Annotated in this window: 18 protein-coding genes and 1 pseudogene; 9 read left to right on the forward strand and 10 right to left on the reverse strand. The window is 53.5% G+C overall.

The annotated features are described in order from the left end of the window. Positions 1 to 116 precede the first annotated feature (116 nt). The 3 genes from E0E17_RS19640 (at position 117) to E0E17_RS19650 (ending at position 3,167) form a co-directional block, all read left to right on the forward strand. Positions 117 to 971, forward strand: coding sequence for an ABC transporter permease (locus E0E17_RS19640; RefSeq protein WP_130835862.1), 855 nt, complete (start codon positions 117 to 119; stop codon positions 969 to 971). Positions 972 to 984: 13 nt separating this feature from the next. Next, positions 985 to 1,791 carry an ABC transporter permease gene (locus E0E17_RS19645; protein ID WP_237680851.1) on the forward strand — a complete coding sequence of 269 codons (807 nt, stop codon included), beginning with the start codon at positions 985 to 987 and terminating at the stop codon, positions 1,789 to 1,791. 125 nt (positions 1,792 to 1,916) lie between these two features. Beyond that, a complete protein-coding gene (locus tag E0E17_RS19650; protein ID WP_130835864.1) occupies positions 1,917 to 3,167 on the forward strand; it encodes a flavin-containing monooxygenase in 1,251 nt (416 codons plus the stop codon). Between the two features lie 690 nt (positions 3,168 to 3,857). Here E0E17_RS19650 and E0E17_RS19655 read toward each other — a convergent pair. The 10 genes and pseudogenes from E0E17_RS19655 to E0E17_RS19700 all read right to left on the reverse strand — a co-directional run bounded on the left by E0E17_RS19655 (position 3,858) and on the right by E0E17_RS19700 (position 10,402). Next, complete coding sequence (locus E0E17_RS19655) at positions 3,858 to 4,163, reverse strand: type II toxin-antitoxin system RelE/ParE family toxin (protein WP_130835865.1); 306 nt, start codon at positions 4,161 to 4,163, stop codon at positions 3,858 to 3,860. Then, positions 4,160 to 4,444, reverse strand: coding sequence for a damage-inducible protein J (locus E0E17_RS19660; RefSeq protein ID WP_130835866.1), 285 nt, complete (start codon positions 4,442 to 4,444; stop codon positions 4,160 to 4,162). Before E0E17_RS19660 ends, E0E17_RS19655 begins: the two co-directional genes overlap by 4 nt. 65 nt (positions 4,445 to 4,509) lie before the next feature. Further along, positions 4,510 to 4,971 (reverse strand): annotated as a pseudogene (locus E0E17_RS19665) (tyrosine-type recombinase/integrase); the annotation flags it as partial. Positions 4,972 to 5,059: 88 nt separating this feature from the next. Further along, positions 5,060 to 5,362, reverse strand: coding sequence for a hypothetical protein (locus E0E17_RS19670; RefSeq protein WP_130835867.1), 303 nt, complete (start codon positions 5,360 to 5,362; stop codon positions 5,060 to 5,062). Positions 5,363 to 5,445: 83 nt separating this feature from the next. Then, positions 5,446 to 6,330 carry an SIS domain-containing protein gene (locus tag E0E17_RS19675; RefSeq protein WP_130835868.1) on the reverse strand — a complete coding sequence of 295 codons (885 nt, stop codon included), beginning with the start codon at positions 6,328 to 6,330 and terminating at the stop codon, positions 5,446 to 5,448. After that, positions 6,327 to 7,220 carry an MBL fold metallo-hydrolase gene (locus E0E17_RS19680; RefSeq protein ID WP_130835869.1) on the reverse strand — a complete coding sequence of 298 codons (894 nt, stop codon included), beginning with the start codon at positions 7,218 to 7,220 and terminating at the stop codon, positions 6,327 to 6,329. Before E0E17_RS19680 ends, E0E17_RS19675 begins: the two co-directional genes overlap by 4 nt. Continuing rightward, complete coding sequence (locus E0E17_RS19685; RefSeq protein ID WP_130835870.1) at positions 7,211 to 8,152, reverse strand: phosphoglycerate dehydrogenase; 942 nt, start codon at positions 8,150 to 8,152, stop codon at positions 7,211 to 7,213. Before E0E17_RS19685 ends, E0E17_RS19680 begins: the two co-directional genes overlap by 10 nt. After that, the gene (locus E0E17_RS19690; RefSeq protein WP_130835871.1) at positions 8,149 to 9,114 is read right to left on the reverse strand and encodes a shikimate dehydrogenase; all 966 of its coding nucleotides are present in this window, start codon (positions 9,112 to 9,114) and stop codon (positions 8,149 to 8,151) included. The genes E0E17_RS19685 and E0E17_RS19690 overlap by 4 nt, the downstream gene beginning before the upstream one ends. Continuing rightward, entirely contained in the window at positions 9,114 to 9,764 is a 651-nt protein-coding gene (gene eda, locus E0E17_RS19695) for a bifunctional 4-hydroxy-2-oxoglutarate aldolase/2-dehydro-3-deoxy-phosphogluconate aldolase (RefSeq protein ID WP_130835872.1), read from the reverse strand. The genes E0E17_RS19690 and eda overlap by 1 nt, the downstream gene beginning before the upstream one ends. Next, a complete protein-coding gene (locus E0E17_RS19700) occupies positions 9,764 to 10,402 on the reverse strand; it encodes a glucose-6-phosphate isomerase (RefSeq protein ID WP_165446274.1) in 639 nt (212 codons plus the stop codon). Before E0E17_RS19700 ends, eda begins: the two co-directional genes overlap by 1 nt. A gap of 233 nt (positions 10,403 to 10,635) precedes the next feature. Here E0E17_RS19700 and E0E17_RS19705 point away from each other — a divergent pair, with 233 nt between their 5' ends. Genes E0E17_RS19705 through E0E17_RS19730 form a run of 6 tightly spaced genes read left to right on the forward strand, consistent with a single transcriptional unit; the run spans position 10,636 to position 17,543 of the window. Next, the gene (locus tag E0E17_RS19705; protein ID WP_130835873.1) at positions 10,636 to 11,610 is read left to right on the forward strand and encodes a sugar ABC transporter substrate-binding protein; all 975 of its coding nucleotides are present in this window, start codon (positions 10,636 to 10,638) and stop codon (positions 11,608 to 11,610) included. Between the two features lie 47 nt (positions 11,611 to 11,657). After that, entirely contained in the window at positions 11,658 to 13,169 is a 1,512-nt protein-coding gene (locus tag E0E17_RS19710) for a sugar ABC transporter ATP-binding protein (RefSeq protein WP_130835874.1), read from the forward strand. Further along, positions 13,169 to 14,149 (forward strand): ABC transporter permease, encoded by a 981-nt coding sequence (locus E0E17_RS19715; protein ID WP_130835875.1) that lies wholly within the window; start codon positions 13,169 to 13,171, stop codon positions 14,147 to 14,149. Before E0E17_RS19710 ends, E0E17_RS19715 begins: the two co-directional genes overlap by 1 nt. A gap of 10 nt (positions 14,150 to 14,159) precedes the next feature. Continuing rightward, positions 14,160 to 15,671: a xylulokinase gene (locus tag E0E17_RS19720; protein WP_130835876.1), complete on the forward strand. Its 1,512-nt coding sequence runs from the start codon at positions 14,160 to 14,162 to the stop codon at positions 15,669 to 15,671. A gap of 20 nt (positions 15,672 to 15,691) precedes the next feature. Continuing rightward, positions 15,692 to 16,462, forward strand: coding sequence for an SDR family NAD(P)-dependent oxidoreductase (locus E0E17_RS19725; protein WP_130835877.1), 771 nt, complete (start codon positions 15,692 to 15,694; stop codon positions 16,460 to 16,462). Continuing rightward, on the forward strand, positions 16,449 to 17,543 hold the full coding sequence (locus tag E0E17_RS19730) for a glycerol dehydrogenase (protein WP_130835878.1): 1,095 nt from the start codon (positions 16,449 to 16,451) through the stop codon (positions 17,541 to 17,543). Before E0E17_RS19725 ends, E0E17_RS19730 begins: the two co-directional genes overlap by 14 nt. Positions 17,544 to 17,553: the final 10 nt, after the last annotated feature.

The raw sequence follows: 17,553 nt of genomic DNA on the forward strand, positions 1-17,553 counted from the left end.
GCTGAATGGCGTCAGTGGTTCTCTGAAAACATCATGTCTCACTGAGTGAAACGGGCAGCACGTGTTGCTGCCCGTCCCCGGGTTAGCCACACTATTTTATTCAGGCAGCAACGTCTATGACGAGAAAACCGACATTTTTACCCTGGTTCATTATACCCGCCACGCTGACCGCGCTCGGGCTGGTTGTCGCCATGTTTTCAGTGATGCAGTTCAGCATGCGAGCCTATATCCCTGGCTCGCTGGATGTAGGCGGATTTACTCTGGCTAACTTTAACAGCCTGTTGAAACCCATTTATGCCGATGCCTTTTTCAACACGGTAATGCTGAGCGCAAAAACGGCCCTGTTTGGCTTGTTAATGAGTTATCCGTTGGCCTATGCACTGGTACGTACGCGCACCGCATGGATTAAATCCGCCATTTTAATTATTGCCATTACGCCGCTGTTTCTTGGTGAGGTTGTACGCACTTATTCATGGATTATTGTTCTGGGCAACAGCGGTTTTTTAAACAGTCTGCTGCTGATGCTGGGCATTATCAGTAAGCCTTTACAGTTTATGTTTACCCAGACCGGTGTTGTCATTGCCCTGGTGCACGTCACGATGCCGATTATGGTGCTGATGCTGGCTACCGCTTTATCACACATCAACCCCGATTATGAAAAAGCCGCAACCAGTCTGGGTGCCGGTCCGGTGCGCACGCTACTGACGATCACCATTCCGCTGTCAGTTCCCGGCATTGTTGCCAGTCTGACTACCGCTTTTGCCTGGACCTTCAGCGCCTTCGCGACGCCGCAGCTGATCGGCGGCGGGCGCGTCAGTACGGTAGCAACCATGGTTTATCAGCTCGGTTTCGCGTCAATGAACTTTCCGTTCGCTGCCGCGTTAAGCATTGCCGGGTTACTTCTGACCATCATGCTACTGATGGCGTTAAAACGCATGACCCGATTCCTGCATGCGATGGGAGAGCATTAAAATGACACGGTCGATGAATGATAAACTGATTACCCTGGCCGGACGCTTACTCGTGATTGCCATTCTGATTTTCGTGCTGCTGCCGACCATCGTGGTGTTTATTTCTTCCTTCAGCAGCACTTCCGTGCTGTTTTTTCCGCCAAAAGGGTGGTCGCTGCGCTGGTTTGAACGTGCGGTAAATTATGACGACTTCCGTAACGGTTTTTACTCAGGATTGATCGTCACTTTCTGGGCCTCATCACTGGCAGTGATTATCGGTGCGACGCTGGCGATTGCCATTGAGCGTTATACCTTTCCGTGTAAACAGGTGCTGGAAGGCATCCTGCTGTCGCCGCTGTTTATTCCACATTTCACGATTGGCCTGGGTCTGTTGATGCTGGTATCGCAGCTTAATCTCAGTCGTGGTTATCCGCTGGTTATTTTCTGCCACATCGTGTTGGTGCTGCCATTTGTATTACGCAGCGTGTACGTGTCGCTGAAAAACCTTGAGCAGCGCATTGAACTGGCTGCGGCCAGCCTTGGTGCTTCGCCGTTACGTGTTGTATGGACGATCACTGTGCCGCTGATATTACCCGGTCTTTTCGGTGGCTGGTTATTTGCGGCCATTCTTTCATTTAATGAATTTACGGCCTCACTGTTTATTACTACACAAATGACCCAGACGTTGCCTGTGGCGATGTACAACTATGTCCGTGAATTTGCCGATCCTACTTTATCTGCATTATCGGTAATTTATATTGTAGTTACGGCTTCGATGCTGATTATCGCCAATAAATTTTTTGGGTTAGGGAAAATATTGAATGTCGAATCCGGTCGCTAATTTATATCCCAGTGATTTTTATTTTCCTAAGCGTTGCATTTAAAAAGTCTGATTATCATTAACACGACACCTGATTATTATCAGCACTGAAAACGATCGGGGTCGTTTATATGCAGGGATTTCACATGTCATCAGAAAAAATTAATACTGTGGTTGTCGGTGCCGGTCAGGCGGGTATTGCAATGAGCGAGCATCTGTCGCTGATGGGTGTACCACATGTTGTTTTAGAACGTAATCGCATTGCGGAACGCTGGCGTTCAGAGCGTTGGGATTCGCTGGTTGCCAATGGCCCGGCCTGGCATGACCGTTTCCCATCGCTGAAATTTGACAATCTTTCTCAGGAAGCATTTCCGCCGAAAGAGCGTATGGCGCAATATTTCGAAGATTACGCCAGGATGCTTGATGCGCCAATACGCACCGGCGTAGAAGTCCATCAGGTGACGCGTCTGGCTGGCCGCACTGGCTTTAAGGTAATCACCTCGATGGGAGAATTTGAAGCGGAAAATGTTGTCGCAGCAACCGGGCCGTTCCAGAAGCCTTCTTTCCCGCCGATTGTGCCGGAAAGCGCGCATGTGCAACAGATCCACTCCTCAGCCTATAAGAATCCACAGCAGCTGCCTGCAGGCAATGTTCTGGTAGTCGGTGCCGGAGCATCAGGTACGCAAATTGCGGAAGAGCTGAGAAAATCGGGGCGTGACGTTTATCTTTCCGTTGGCGAGCATTACCGTCCGCCGCGTTCCTATCGTAATCGCGATTATTGCTGGTGGCTGGGTGCGCTGGGCCTGTGGGATGAGGTGAAAATTAAGCCAAAAAAAGAGCATGTCGCCTTTGCGGTAAGCGGTTATGAAGGCGGAAAAACCGTAGATTTTCGCCGGCTGGCGCATATGGGCATTACTCTGGTGGGCGTCACCCAAAGCTGGAATAACAACGTACTGTCTTTCGCTGATGGGCTGGCTGAGAATATTGCAGAAGGCGATAAAGCTTATTTTGATGTGTTACGCGACGCCGATGCGTATATTGAGCGCAACGGCCTGGATTTACCGCCTGAGCCGGAAGCCTGGGCGCTGCTACCGGATCCGGAATGCCTTAAGAATCCGCTGCGTCAGTTAGATCTTCTGGCGGCAGGAATTACCACTATCATCTGGGCAACCGGTTTTAAATTTGATTTTAGCTGGCTGCAGGTCGATGCATTTGATGAAAATGGTTTGCCACTTCATAAACGCGGTATTTCTGCCGAGCGCGGCATTTACTTTCTCGGTCTGCCGAACCTGGTTAATCGGGCATCCTCCTTTATTTATGGCGTATGGCACGACGCCAAATATATTGCTGACCATATTGTGCTGCAAAATGCCTATACCGATTACGATAAGCCGTAAATGTCCTGCATGTATCGTAATCCTAAGCAGCTAAATAAAAATTATTTAGCTGCTTTTGAGCCCTGTCTGCATAGCCCTGCACCTGATAGCCAAATTATTTGATAAATATTTCAACGTTGTTAACTTCCTGCTGGCTATCCGCTTTTAACGTTACGTTCAGACAGAATGAACGTTTGCATATGTCTGGCATCTACATATACCAGGCATATGTATTTCTTTCATGAAGCACATCCAGCCTGTAAACGAACCCCGATCATCGAATCTATGTAGTACGTATAAACATCTGGAAGTTCATACCAGTCAGCTTTCATTCATTTTTATCCTGCGTCTCTCGCATACATGTGGGGTCTTTGCTACGCGAATGTCAAATGGAGTGCGGTTCTGAGCTTCAGGCTTATTCAGGCGATCTTCGATGGAGTCTCATTTCCTTTCTTTTTATTAACCACTTAATCTCCCTGTGTTTCAAAGCCATTCTGATAACCCTATTTCACCATTACTGGGATCGGGAAGACGGGATGGTCCTCATGCTTATTAGCGTCCTACGTACCGGTTTTCCGGCGCTGTCATAGTTAATACACAAAGGTATGCAGACAACAGACTGATGCGCATAAATATGCGCTATCACTCTTTCCCTGTTGCTTTTGCGACTAAAGATGTCCCGATCCCGGTAACCGGCTCACAGAGGACGGGCTAACTTTTCAGATAGCGGCTGGTTATCTTCCTGGATGTATGTAGTATCCGCAGAATGCGAACCGACGTCTCTTCAGCCACATAGACGATAATGAACGGGAAGCGGGGAACCACCAGTTTACGCTGTTTCGTCGTTTTCCCGGCTTTCGTGCCTGCCAGCGGATTTTCTCTGAGGATACTGACCATGCCAACGAACTTATCGTCTGTTGCGTTGGCGACCGGCAGGCCCGCTTCCTGATACAGGTAACGGAAGATGGCTTCCCTGTCTGTCCGTGCCTGCGCTTCCCACTGAACGGATAATGTCACAGCCTGCCCCGCGTTGCTTGCGCTTTCAGCTCATCCATATGACGGTTCATTTCATCGTCGCTGATGAAGTTGCCTTCACCGGCATCATAGCGGCTGAACGCCTCTGTTATCTGCTGTTCCAGCCAGACATCATGTTCACTGTCCTGATACTGCCGCTCTTCTGCTGCCAGTTCTTCGGCCCGCTGACGCATGATTTCTGTCAGGCTCAACTTCTTACGCTCTGCTGCCTGCATCGCCAGACGTTTGGTTTCGTCATCTATCCTGAAGTGGATTGTGCTCATCCTGCACTCCTTTTGTGGTGTCGGTTGTGGTGTCATTATGGCGATTGTTTTCGTCCCTGTCAGTTTTATCTTCTGCCTGCATCCGCCGGATGGGTCGACACATGCACCGCCTGAAGCGCCCGGATGCTCACCTGGGTGTATATCTGCGTGCTCTCTATGCTGCGGTGTCCCAGCATAGCCTGTATCCAGCGCAGGTCCGCCCCGTTCTCCAGCATCTGCATTGCCATCGCGTGCCGGAACAGATGACAGCTCCCCTTGTCGATACCGGCCGCTCGTAGGTACGGCGCCACTGCGCCGGTTATGCCGTTCGCCGTCAGCCCCGCCACACCGTCCATCGCCACGAACAGCGCCTTGCAGTCCGCTCCCGCCAGCAATTGCGGACGAACATCAAGGATATAGCGCTCCAGCCACCACAGCGCCCGCTCGCCCACCGGCACCACCCGGTCCAGCTTTCCCTTGTCCTGCACGATAGTCAGTATCTGCCGCCCGAAATCCGCGCTGTATATCTCAAGGTTTGCCACCGCGCCGGGGTAGCTGATCGTCCGGCTGGTGGAAGAGACATAACCGACGGACCTGTAAAGTAAAAACCCCAGCCGATTGGCTGGGGTTTTATATTTACTTCAAGGAACCAAGTAACTCAGCTATTAGTTCGGAAGCATCATGTTTATAGTCTGATTCCCAGCGAGACCGCCAATCAACAGGACGTCCTTCATTTTCCCATTCTGAAAGAGCGAGCGCGTTGACCATTTCCAACTCAAACCATGTTTGCTGGTAATTATTTCTGCTTTGTTCGTCCTCAAACAACTCTTTCAGTTGGGACAAATCTTCTGCATAGCTGACAAACTTTGCAAAGCTAACAACGTCATTTAGAGAACTAAGCGCATATTCGCAAATAACATTCCTTTTATTTGTCACCATATTTAGCCGTTACCACGGGCACTTTGCTTTCAGGATCAAAATGTACAGTTGTCCCACCAATGACGCAGCCGTTTTCTGTGGTATCAGTTAAACCGCGCTTCATTGAGTCGTTGTTTCATGGCAATGAACGCCTTCTGATGCTCTTCGTTCGTATCGCGACGGAGTGCCACAGCCGTTGAAAGGATATCAATGACAACCAGCGCCGCGATTCTGGATGTCATAGGCGTGTACAGGCTGGTGTTTTCCAGCGTTTCAACCACCAGCACCACGTCACAGTAGCTTCTCAGCGGGGCATCCGCTGAGCCAATCAGGCCCAGAACCGAAGCACCACGTTCTTTCGCGGTGCGCGCCACATCCATTAATGACCTGGTCGAGCCGGTGTTGGAGATAAGCACGCAGACTTCACCCGGGTGCATCATTGATGCCTGCATAATCTGCTGATGCATATCCACCTCAACTGCACAGGGTACGCCAAACAGCGGAAATTTTTGTTGCCCGTCCCTGGCGACAATGCCTGACGCGCCAAAGCCAAAAAAATCAATTCGTTTGGCGGCAGTCAGCAAATCGATAGCATCGCTCAGGGCTACCTTATCAAGGTGATAGCGTGCCCAGTCAAGACTCGTCAGAGTGTAATCAAAAATTTTTTCCACTATCTGGTCTGGTGTGTCGCTGCCTTCAAGTTCTGAATGCGTTGCAGGCATGCCGAGCGCCAGACTTTGCGCCAGTCGTAACTTAAAGTCAGGGTAGCCGCTACAACCAATAGCGCTACAAAAACGCAGTACTGTTGGTTGACTGACCTCTGCCCGGGCAGCCAGTTCAGCTACCGTATCGCTCAAAATAAGGCGTGGATCATCCAGCACTACGTCAGCGACTTTCCGGTCAGATTTGCGTAAATCAGGACGGAAATTGCGGATTACTTCCAGTAAATTTTGCTGCGGTTCCCTAACAAGGCTGTGATCCTGAGTCATTCATTTCTCTCGGCAGACAGGGGTATTTCCAGTAAATAACGGGTTTGTAATCGGGCGCGTTCCAGTGAAGGCCTGGATACCGAACGGGCCATCATATCGAGAGCGGCAGGATCAGCGGTATTGAAATCAAACAACCCGTAATGATGCGCGATCATATACTGGATCTTACACTGTACGCAAAGAAGTAAGCTTTCATCTGCGCTCATGTTACCCGGAATGCCCTGAGCGCGGAGATTCTCACTGCGTCCGTTTACCGGTAGTAATGCAAGATCGATAGCCAGAGGCGCCAGTTCTTCAACCTGTCCCGCAAAAGGCACTGTATCACCGGAATGGAAAATCGTAATGCCGCCCATCTGTATAACATAGCCCAAAAAACGGTAATTTTTCGCATCGTCCTGTTCCAGCGTTTCATGGCTGGCTCTGACTACGTGAACGGAAAGCCCGGATGCCAGTTGCAAGCTTTCCCCTGCGTTCACCCCAGTGATGTTTTCTGCGCCGGAGAGCGGAATGCGCTCAGACGCTAATGTCAGGGCAGCGCGCGGCAGGATCAGTTGCACATCGGGCGATGCATTCAGTAAAGGTGCCAGTGTGGCACCATCCATATGGTCGGTATGATGGTGCGTCACGAGAATATGTGTCACGTTGGTCAGGCTTGTCGCCTGGATCGGCGCGGGCATTATCCGGGTATGAGCCAGAGGTCGCCCCCGATATTTTTCTGCCAGCGAGTCTGACAGATAAGGATCGATAACCACGCAGTGCTCTGCATTTCGCAAAATAAAACCAGCCTGCCCCAGCCAGAAAAGCTCTACCCCGCGGACTGGCGGCTGGGTACGCCTTAACCTCTCTGCCAGTGTTCCATCAAAAGCGATCGCGCTGAGATTTACCGCCATGAAGATTTTTCCTTCAGCACCTTCAGAATATTCATCACCGCGATTTCCGTCGCCCGATCAACACTTTCCCGCGTAAAACCGCCAATATGACTGGTCGCGATCACGCGCGGATGGCCTGCCAGCGCCAGTGACTGCGGGGGCTCTTCGTTGAATACATCGGTTGCATAGGCTGTCAGTTTTCCTGAGTCCAGCGCGTCGATCACCGCGCATTCATCCACCAGCCCGGCCCGTGCCGTGTTGACAATAAGTGTGCCGGGTTGCATCTGTTCCAGTTGACTTGCACCAATCAGCGTTGCGCCATCGCGTGGAGGCGGGCAGTGCAGGGTGATCATGGTTGACTGCCGCCAGATATCATCAAGCGAGGCATAACTGAAACGATCGGCGGGCAGCCCCAGTTCAGGTTCCATCGGATCGAATCCAAGCACACGGCAACCAAGCGCGCAGGCCAGGCGTGCTACCTCACGGCCAATAGCCCCGCAGCCGATAATTCCCAGTACCTGATCACGAAACTCATTACCCTGAACACGTGGCCATTCGCCTCGCTTAATTCCACTGCTGGTGATGTAAATATGTCGCAGACTGGCAAACATCAGCGCAATCGCCAGCTCAGCCACGCCCGAGGCATTGGCACCATCAGCGGTGCAAAGACAGATGTCACGTTCCCGCAACCTGTTTACCGGCAGGTTATCGACGCCTACGCCGTTACGACTGATAACTTTCAGATCACGTGCAGCATCGATCACTTTTTCGGATACCGGTTCGACACCCGCCAGCCAGCCAACGCAACCTTCAACATAATGGAGCAGAGAGGCTTCATCTGGCAGCTTGCCCGGTTCGGACAATACCACTTCGAAACCCGCGCGCGTGAGCATATCAAGGGCCGGATGACCGCCGCTGGTGAGTGAGCGTGGCGTAACAAGAATACGATTCATGATTGTTTCCCCTGTCCGGTAACGCGGGCGGCGCAGTCGGACAGCGCGTTAAAAGCCTCGTTCGCGACAGCCCCCTCGGGCAGTTCGAATACTTCGGCAATCACCTGTGTCCAGCCATGTATGAAATAGTTCCAGCCATTTTCCAGCTGCAACTGCTGAGCTTTCTGCTGTGCTCTCGCCTGATGAAGGAAGATCAGCTCACCGCGGTAATTGAGTTCCCAGACAAGGCCTTTTTCAGGAAAACGGGCATTGTCGCTGATCGGCGAACCCGGCAGGTCTTTACCCATGCCGGTAGCATTCACAACAAGTGAACCGGGGAGAAGGGCGCTCAGCAACATGTCGCTCTCTGCAGAGGTTTGCACCAGGTGATAGCTGACAGGAAAAGCCGGATCGAATTGCTGATGCAGGTTTTTCAGTTCTGCCAGCCGTTTTTCACTACGGTCGCTGACAATCAGGCGTGACGGGCGATTTTTTCCGCGCGAAGGCTGCATCAGATACCAGCTAATAGCGATACAGGCACCACCGGCACCGAATATCAGTACGTCGCGATTATCATGAAAAGCATCATTTGGCAGAAAGCCTTCCAGCGTGAGGCCAGATGAAATCGGATCTTTAGCATAACAGTGAAGTTTGCCGCAGTGCTTCGCCAGACAGCTGGTTTCGCCAAGAAGAGACGCCAACGGATCGGTATTGTCGAAAAGATCGCGACAGGCATTAAACAGATCAATTTTATGGGTCGTCACTAACGCACCCAGTGATAGCGGGTCCCGTTTAATGAATTCCACGGCTTCACGATAATGCTCCGCCGGTGCTCCGGGGGGAAAATCGATACCCTTGATGGTGACGTCGCCAAGGTGCAGCAGATCTGCCCAGGCCGGGAAGACATTCATAATGGAACTGCTGCTGGTGGTGACGCCAATGAAATAGAGCGTTGGCCGATTTGCTGGCGTGTATTTAGCCATTATGCCTGCTCCCGGATCTGTTGAACCTGCTGACACGCCGCGCGGGCAAGGCGGGTGATTTCTGTGAAGTTCCCGTTACGAATGTCTTCGCTGCGAGCGATCCAGGTGCCTCCCACAGCCAGCACCTGCGGAAGGCGCAGCCAGTCGCCCAGCGTATCCTGAGTAATGCCACCCGTCGGAATAAAGCGCAGCCCAAGGTGTGAGAACGGCGCATTGATGCCACTGAGCGCAGCCGGACCGCCGGCAATGCCCGCCGGGAAAAATTTCATCACACGCAGCCCGAGCGACGCTGCCATAGAAAGTTCGCTCGGTGTCATAATGCCCGGCGCAAAATCCAGACCATATTTTACTGCCGCATCCAGCACCCGCGGGTCGAATCCCGGCGCCAGACCAAAGGTCGCGCCGCTCTCTTTTGCCTGGTTTACCGCCTCTTCGTTCAACAGCGTACCCGCCCCAATCCGAAGCTCCGGGCGTTCACGAGTAAGAGTGGCAATGACCTCTGCCGCGGCTGCGGTGCGGAAGGTAATTTCAGCCAGCGGAAGACCGCCTTCGAGCAGTGCGTCTGCAAGCGGCAGCGCATCCCTGGCGCGTTCAATCGCAATAACCGGAACAACACCCGTTGCGTGGATAAGCTCAAATATCGGATTCATTACACTACCTCCGTATCGGTTGCACTGAACAACCGGTTAACTTCTTCAGTAGTGCGGGCCTGCCACGCGGGATTATCGACCAGCGTCCAGCCCTTATGGTCACTGGCAATGACGCGTTTTTGCATGCCACCCGAGCGTGCGATGATGTCGTAATCTTGTCCGGCGTCAGCCGGGTAGGCAAACAACATGACGAAATCGCTATTGCCTGTATTGACCGAGCGGTGGATCCAGTACGGCGGGACATAACACACCGTCTGCGGCTTGATTTCTACTGTTCGGGTTTCACCATCAGGCGACTCCATCAGCATCAGTCCTTCGCCGCGTTGTCCGAAATAGATTTCCGGGCGATCAGCGACGGCATGAATATGGCCACGCGTCAGAAAAAATTCGTTGCCGACCTGGCCCGGGCTCATGCGTGTCAGACCAAAAATCATGTCTCCATTTCGCACCTGCGGGCGCCATTCCGTGACTTCGTAAACCACTGCATCACCTATACGGTCCAGCAGCGCCTTGTACGCCTCTTCATCTGCATAAAGACCATCCAGGTCGCTGAGACGTTTTTGATAGTGTCCGGTGGCGTTATGCATCAGCCCCTGTTGCAGGTCAACCTGACAGCCAATTGGTTCTACCCATTTCATCGGAAGTGACTCCTGTTGTGTTGTTTTGTAATAAAAGTACACGATAGGTATTTTTAATCACAGTATGCAGATGAATAAAAGTTAATATTTTGTGATTTTGAGCAAAAAATAGCTATTTACCGTTTTATTTATTTAATCATAGGTAATAATAATACGTAAAAAGGTGAATGACAGACCAACATAATGACAAGCGTTCGGGTTTGAACCTTTCCCGGGTGCCTCAGGAGAACATCATGCGACTGCCTTACCGACTGTCCTGTTATGCCCTTGCCCTTACCAGTTTATTCGCCGGTAGCTCACGAGCAGCCGATTCCTGTCTGGTGGGCATTTCAATGTTTACGCTGGGTGCGCCTTATTACGCCGCGGCACTTGATGCCGCCAGCAAAAAAGCCAAAGCGATGGGCTGTGAAGTGACGACTTCTGACGGCCGCAACGATATGTCCAAACAGATTAGCGATGTGGAAGATATGGTCGCTAAAGGCATTAACGTTTTGCTGATCGACCCCCGCGATCCTGAAGGTCTGGTGCCAGCCGTTAATGCGGCCAGCAAGGCAGGTGTGAAGGTCATTGTGTTCGACAGCGCCCTCAATTCACGCGCGCAGTACATCACACTGGTTCAGTCATCGAATGATCAGAACGGCAGACTGACCGGGGCCTGGCTGGCCAACAAAATGAAGGGCCAACCGATCAAAATCGCACTGATTTCAGGAACGAAAGGCAATGTGGTCGGGGAGGAGCGCCGTCTCGGCGTCATACGCGGTCTTACCGAAGCGCAGTTGCAACAGGGCGGGTCAGCCGGTTTTCAGATTATGGGGCAGGGATGGGGGGACTGGACGCAGGAAGGCGGTCTGAAGGCGATGGAAGATCTGCTTGTAGCGCATCCCGATATCAATGTCGTGCTGGGTGAAAACGACTCCATGGTGCTGGGCGCGCGCAAGGCGCTCGAATCTGCCGGTAAGGCAGATAAAGTGGTTTTGCTGGCAGCGGCTGATGGACAAAAAGAGGCGTACCGGCTTATTAAGGAAGGAAAATATGGTGCGACCGGTCTGAACGACCCGGACCAGATCGGCACACTGGCTGCTCAATTCGGTGTCGAGGCGCTGCAGGACAAACTGGCCGAGGGTTTCCCACGCGTTTATTACACGAAGCCGGCGGCAGTCACCCAGGAGAATGTAGACAAATTTTATAAAGCCGACTCCATCTTTTGATTGTCCGGGGCGTTGTGATATCGCCCCCTCTACCGGGGAACAGAATTATGGTTCAGCCACTGATTGAACTGCGGGATATTACCAAAACCTTTGGTGGTATCCATGCACTTAAAGGTGCGCAGTTGCAGTTAGCCGCCGGCGAAGTGCATGCACTTCTTGGCGAGAACGGTGCCGGAAAGTCTACTCTGATGCGTGTGCTCGGCGGCGAGCACGCTCCTGACAGCGGGTCTGTTTACGATAATGGCGAGGCGGTGCAGATAAAAGGTCCCAAAGCCGCGATGGCAAGAGGGATTACGCTGATTCATCAGGAGATGGCGCTGGCGCAGGAATTGACGGTTGCTGAAAACATTTTCCTGCACGATTTACCGACCTTTATTTCCTGGCCGAAGCTTCGCGCCAAAGCGAGCAGCATCCTGCGCCGGCTGGGTTTTGACATTAATCCTTCCGCTATTGTGGGCGACCTTTCTGTCGCACATCAGCAGATCGTGGAAATTGCACGGGCGCTCTCACAGGATGCACGCGTCATTGTATTTGACGAGCCGACTGCGGTGTTGTCCACCCAGGACGCTGACCGTCTGCTGGCTATTATCAATGATCTCCGAAGTGTTGGGGTCGCTATTGTTTACATCTCCCACCGCCTGGATGAAGTATTCCGTATCGCCGACCGCATGACCATCATGAAAGACGGGCAGTGGGTCGCCACTGAAAGCCCTGCCAGTACCACGATGTCTGAAGTGATCAAACTGATGGTAGGTCGGCCTGTCGATCAATTGTTTACCGATCATGACAGCCGTCAAAAAGGGCAGGAAGTTCTGCGCGTGGAGAAGCTGAATGCCCGTCGCAAAGTACGCGATGTCAGCTTCAGCGTACATGCGGGCGAAGTTGTCGGACTCGGAGGCCTGGTGGGGTCGGGACGTACTGAAGTAGCGCGTCTGATTTTTGGTGCCGATCGTAGCGACAGCGGCACTGTTTACCTGAACGGTCAGAAGGTCTCCTTACGTACGCCACAACAGGCGGTAAAAGCCGGAATTGCGCTGGTGCCGGAAGACCGCAAGCGACAGGGCGTGGTGCTCGATATGCCTGTTCGGGCGAACGTCACCATGGCTAATGACAAAGCTGTGATGGCACCGTTGGGTTTTATTCAGCATGCCCGCGAGCATGAAGTGGTCAGCAAACTGGCGCAGCGGATGCGGCTGAAGAGCGCAGGGCTCCATGCTCCGGTGTCATCGCTGTCAGGCGGCAATCAGCAGAAGGTGGTTCTCGCCAAATGGTTCAACCTTGGTGGGCAGGTGATCATCCTGGACGAGCCGACCCGCGGCGTTGACGTAGGCGCCAGACGTGAAATCTATCAGCTCATTGCCGAACTTGCCCGGAGCGGCATGGCAGTCATTGTTATTTCCTCAGAGCATCTGGAGCTTTTTGGCTTATGCGATCGGGTGCTGGTGATGTCGGAGGGGGCAATCTGCGGCGAACTGCAGCCTGCTGACTACTCCGAAGAAAATCTGCTTTCCATGGCGATGACCAATCGCTCTTCTCTTTCCCATGCGGAGAATTTCTGATGAGTTCCCTGTCAGTCAGTTCCAGCGGGCATAAAGCCCATTTTGACGCCGGTGAGTTTTTTCGTCGTTACGGCACGGCAATTATTTTTATATTACTGGTGATGTGTGCTGCCTCCCTGTCCTCATCGTTTCTCAGCGAGCGCAACATCATGAACGTGCTTCGCCAGGTGTCAGGAACAGGGATCATGGCTGTTGGTATGTTGCTGGTGATTCTGACGCGCGGCATCGATCTTTCTGTCGGATCGGTTGCCGCGCTGGGCAGTGTGCTGTCCGCCGTTATCGTTAACCACTACAGCGCCGGCGTTTCGGTCGCGATGGTGCTGGCGGCGGGCATGCTGTGCGGGCTTGTCAGCGGTTTTCTTGTGGCCTACCTGCGCCTTCAGCCTTTTGTCATGACGCTTGCCATGATGGCAGTAGCGCGCGGTCTCGCGCTGATCATTTCCAATGGCCAGCCGGTCATGATGGCAGAGGCGGGAGAGTCCATCACGGATTTCGGCACCTCCAGTATTTTCGGCGTGCCGCTGCCGGGCGTTCTGATGCTGTGTGTATTTATTGCCGCAGGCGTTCTTCTTAATCTGACCCGTTTTGGTCGTCTGGTGAAAGCCATTGGCTCCAATGAAGAGGCGGTTCACCTTTCGGGCATTCCGGTAGCGCGTTATGTGCTGGCTGTGTATGCCATTTCAGGCGCGCTGGCTGCGCTGGCAGGGGTCATTATTACCAGCCGCTCGGGCGTGGGTTCAGCAACCGTAGGCGTAGGCGCTGAGCTGGATGTGATCGCGGCGGTTGTGATTGGTGGCGCGAGTCTTGCGGGCGGCCGTGGTGGCGTGTTCAACACGCTGCTGGGTGTGCTGGTATTCGGTGTCATTGGCAACATCATGAATCTGATCAATGTCCCGGGATACCACCAGCAGGTATGCATGGGGGTGATCATTGTACTGGCCATGCTTTTGCAAAAAGGTACCGGCTGGCTGAAGCGTTAAGGAGTTTCTCATGAATAAGGATTACTACCTTGCGATCGATGTCGGTACCGGCAGCGCCCGGGCCGCACTGGTAAACCGTGACGGGAAAATTATTGATATCGCCAGCAAAGAGCATGAGCAGCATGTGCCGCAGTACGGCTGGGCCGAACAGGCACCAGCCGACTGGTGGCAGGGCGTCAGACTGAGTGTACAGGCATTAATGGAAAGGCATCCGGATGCCGCATCCCGCATCGCAGCGATCTGCGCCTGCGGGCAGATGCACGGCACCGTATTACTTGATGCTCAGGGTGAGCTGGTCAGTACAACTGTCATGTTGTGGAATGACAAACGCACTACGCCACAGGTGCGTGATTTTGAAAAACGCTTTGCACCTTCAGTCTATCTGCAGGACAGCGGTAACCCGGCGACACCCGCATGGCCGGGGTTCAAGCTGCAGTGGCTGCGCGATAATCAACCGGAAGCCCTGGCGCGTACCGTCGTTGTTTTGATGCCCAAAGATTACATCAATTTCCGGCTGACGGGTGAACTGGCACAGGACCGCACCGAAGCATCCTGCAGTTTTATGATGGATCCGGCAACAGGCGACTGGTCTGGTGCCATGCTCGATCGACTTGGCATCCGGGCCGATCTCCTTCCGCCCATTCGTCAGGCGGGTGAGGTGCTGGGAGCGTTGTTACCCGCCACGGCGCAGGCGCTGGGCTTACAGGCAGGTACTCCGGTCCTTGTCGGCGGAGGCGATTATCCCATGGCGCTGCTGGGCTCCGGTGTATCGCGCCCGGGCCTGGGATCGGATGTCACCGGCACGTCCTGCATCATTACGACGATTACACCACAACCGCTACTGGACCCGGAGATATCGAATGTCGCCACCTGCACGGGTGACTGGGGGCCTTTTGTGCTGCTGGAAACCGGCGGAGACGGCATGCGCTGGGCGCGTCGCGCCCTGCATGAGAATAAGCTGAGCTATGCCGAAATAAATGCTTTTGCAGAGACGGCTCCGCCCGGCTCACGCGGGCTGTTCTTTCTGCCTTACCTGACGGGTGAAAGGCTGGGTGAACATCGCAATGCGCGAGCGCAATACTTTGGCCTGGCGGCTAATCACCGGTTACCCGAACTGCACCGGGCCGTGATGGAAGGTGTGGCTTTTGCAGCGGCACGACATATCAGCGTGATGGAGCAGGCTACAGGACAGAAGCTGGAGCGTATTGTCGCATCCAGCGGCGGGGCGCGCTCGGCGCTGTGGCTGAAAATCAAAGCCAGCATCTATGGCGTGCCGGTTGTGGTGCCGGAAGAGGCGGAATGTAGCGTTCTGGGCTGCGCTGCGCTGGCGGCTGCCGCTGTGGGACATGCCGACACGCCGCAATCTGCAGCCGAACGCTTCGTAAAATACAGCGAAGAGGTTCATCCGGATCCCGCCTGGCAGGCGGTGTATCAGAAAATGCAGCCGATTTTCAATCAACTCTATTTCAACAGCCAGGCGCTTTATGACCAACTCGATGAGCTGGCGCTCGGCGGTCATTAATATCTTCAGAGAGGAATAGCATGTACCTGGAAAAATTTAGCGTCAGCGGCAAACTGGCGGTTATTACCGGTGCGGGACGGGGTATTGGCCTGGCCATTGCGGATGCGCTGGGTGAAGCTGGCGCCCGGCTGGCGATAACCGATATCGACAGCGCGCGCGCAGAACAAGCCGCAGCCGGACTGCGTGAAAAAGGGTATCAGGTTGACAGCTACACGCTGGATGTTACGCAGCCTGACGTCGTGAATGCCATCAGTAAAGAGATGGTTGAACGTTACGGGCGGGTAGATATCCTGGTGAATAACGCAGGCATCTCCATCTGTGAAAAAGCAGAAAACATGAGCGACAGTGACTGGTGCAGGGTGATTGATGTTAACCTGAACGGTGTGTTCTGGTGCTGCCGCGCATTTGGTAAAGCGATGCTGGAGGCAGGAGGCGGAACGGTGGTGAACGTGGGGTCAATGTCCGGGTTTATCGTCAACCGTCCACAGGAACAATCTCAGTACAACGCCTCAAAAGCTGCCGTACATCATCTTACGCGGTCGCTGGCTGCTGAATGGGCAGGGCGCGGAGTGCGCGTTAATGCCGTAGCGCCAACCTATATCGCGACTGAAATGACCGCTTACGTCAATGATAGCCCTGAAATGCATCAATACTGGGTCGGCGGTACGCCGATGCAGCGTATGGGTCGTCCGGAAGAAGTGGCCTCCGTCGTACTTTTCCTGGCGAGTGAAGCGTCCAGCCTGATGACAGGCTCAATTGTACTTGCGGATGGTGGCTATGTCTGTTGGTGATGAAAACAAGCAGAGAATAAAAGGTGCGCGTTTCCCGGGCCGCTACATACAGGGCGAAGGTGCTTTACGCCTTCTCGGAAAAGAAATTGCCACCTTCGGACAACGTTCGCTGTTGATTATTGATCGCGGCATCTGGGATACCCTGCATCAGCCGGTCCGGGATGCCTGCGCAAATCTGGCGGATGTGTTCACCGAGCGTCACAGTGGCGACTGTACTGAAAAGGAGATTCTGCGCCTCAGAGAACGGGCTGAACATTATCAGGCCGACGTCATCGTAGGCGTGGGAGGCGGAAAGGTGCTCGATACCGCGAAAGCCGTTGCCTGGTATCACCGCAGCCCCAGTATCATCGTGCCTACGATTGCAGCCTCGGATGCTCCCTGCAGTGCGCTGGCTGTAGTTTATCAGGAAAATGGCAGGGTTGATTACGATCTGTTCTTGCCGCGCAATCCAGATCTGGTCGTGGTGGACAGTAGGCTGATTGCGATGGCTCCACCCCGTTTTCTGGTGGCTGGCATGGGTGATGCACTGGCTACTTTCTGCGAAGCGGAAGCTTGCCGTTTGAGTAACAGCAACAATTCTTTTGGCATGCGCGGACTGCCGGTAGCCTGGACTATTGCCCGGCAGTGTCTGGAGACGCTCTTTGAATTCGGAGAGCAGGCGCTGGCAGAATGCCGGGAACAGCGCGTGGGTATGGCCATCGAACGCATTATCGAAGCCAATATCCTGCTCAGCGGTATTGGCTTCGAGTCGGGCGGTGTGGCAGCGGCTCATGCCATCCATCATGGCCTGTGTGAACTGGATGAAACGCATGATTATCTGCATGGCGAAAAAGTGGCTGTCGGGGTACTGGCTGAACTGAAGCTTCAGCATGTCCCTGATGATTTTTACCTGCAGGTTAAAACCTTCTGCGAAAAGATCGGCTTGCCGGTTACGTTGCAACAGCTGGGGATAAAGGATCCTCATCCTGGCAGTCTTGAACGCATTGCCATGCGTGCATGCCGACCGGGTGAAATCATCTATAACGAAGCGGTTGAAATTACGCCTGAAAAGGTCGTCGCCGTACTTAAGCAGCTGTGCTGAGCCAGATTTA

The sequence above is a fragment of the [Erwinia] mediterraneensis genome, assembly GCF_900604315.1.
Classification (GTDB): Bacteria; Pseudomonadota; Gammaproteobacteria; order Enterobacterales; family Enterobacteriaceae; genus Pantoea; species Pantoea mediterraneensis_A.

Excerpts from the sequence above, each read along its gene's own strand:
- E0E17_RS19725 (WP_130835877.1), top strand. The coding sequence starts at position 15,692 with ATGTACCTGGAAAAATTTAGCGTCAGCGGCAAACTGGCGGTTATTACC.
- E0E17_RS19685 (WP_130835870.1), bottom strand. The coding sequence starts at position 8,152 with ATGAATCGTATTCTTGTTACGCCACGCTCACTCACCAGCGGCGGTCAT.
- E0E17_RS19730 (WP_130835878.1), top strand. The coding sequence starts at position 16,449 with ATGTCTGTTGGTGATGAAAACAAGCAGAGAATAAAAGGTGCGCGTTTC.
- E0E17_RS19690 (WP_130835871.1), bottom strand. The coding sequence starts at position 9,114 with ATGGCTAAATACACGCCAGCAAATCGGCCAACGCTCTATTTCATTGGC.
- E0E17_RS19640 (WP_130835862.1), top strand. The coding sequence starts at position 117 with ATGACGAGAAAACCGACATTTTTACCCTGGTTCATTATACCCGCCACG.
- E0E17_RS19675 (WP_130835868.1), bottom strand. The coding sequence starts at position 6,330 with ATGACTCAGGATCACAGCCTTGTTAGGGAACCGCAGCAAAATTTACTG.
- E0E17_RS19715 (WP_130835875.1), top strand. The coding sequence starts at position 13,169 with ATGAGTTCCCTGTCAGTCAGTTCCAGCGGGCATAAAGCCCATTTTGAC.
- E0E17_RS19700 (WP_165446274.1), bottom strand. The coding sequence starts at position 10,402 with ATGAAATGGGTAGAACCAATTGGCTGTCAGGTTGACCTGCAACAGGGG.
- E0E17_RS19670 (WP_130835867.1), bottom strand. The coding sequence starts at position 5,362 with ATGGTGACAAATAAAAGGAATGTTATTTGCGAATATGCGCTTAGTTCT.
- E0E17_RS19705 (WP_130835873.1), top strand. The coding sequence starts at position 10,636 with ATGCGACTGCCTTACCGACTGTCCTGTTATGCCCTTGCCCTTACCAGT.
- E0E17_RS19680 (WP_130835869.1), bottom strand. The coding sequence starts at position 7,220 with ATGGCGGTAAATCTCAGCGCGATCGCTTTTGATGGAACACTGGCAGAG.
- E0E17_RS19710 (WP_130835874.1), top strand. The coding sequence starts at position 11,658 with ATGGTTCAGCCACTGATTGAACTGCGGGATATTACCAAAACCTTTGGT.
- E0E17_RS19650 (WP_130835864.1), top strand. The coding sequence starts at position 1,917 with ATGTCATCAGAAAAAATTAATACTGTGGTTGTCGGTGCCGGTCAGGCG.
- eda (WP_130835872.1), bottom strand. The coding sequence starts at position 9,764 with ATGAATCCGATATTTGAGCTTATCCACGCAACGGGTGTTGTTCCGGTT.
- E0E17_RS19720 (WP_130835876.1), top strand. The coding sequence starts at position 14,160 with ATGAATAAGGATTACTACCTTGCGATCGATGTCGGTACCGGCAGCGCC.
- E0E17_RS19645 (WP_237680851.1), top strand. The coding sequence starts at position 985 with ATGAATGATAAACTGATTACCCTGGCCGGACGCTTACTCGTGATTGCC.
- E0E17_RS19660 (WP_130835866.1), bottom strand. The coding sequence starts at position 4,444 with ATGAGCACAATCCACTTCAGGATAGATGACGAAACCAAACGTCTGGCG.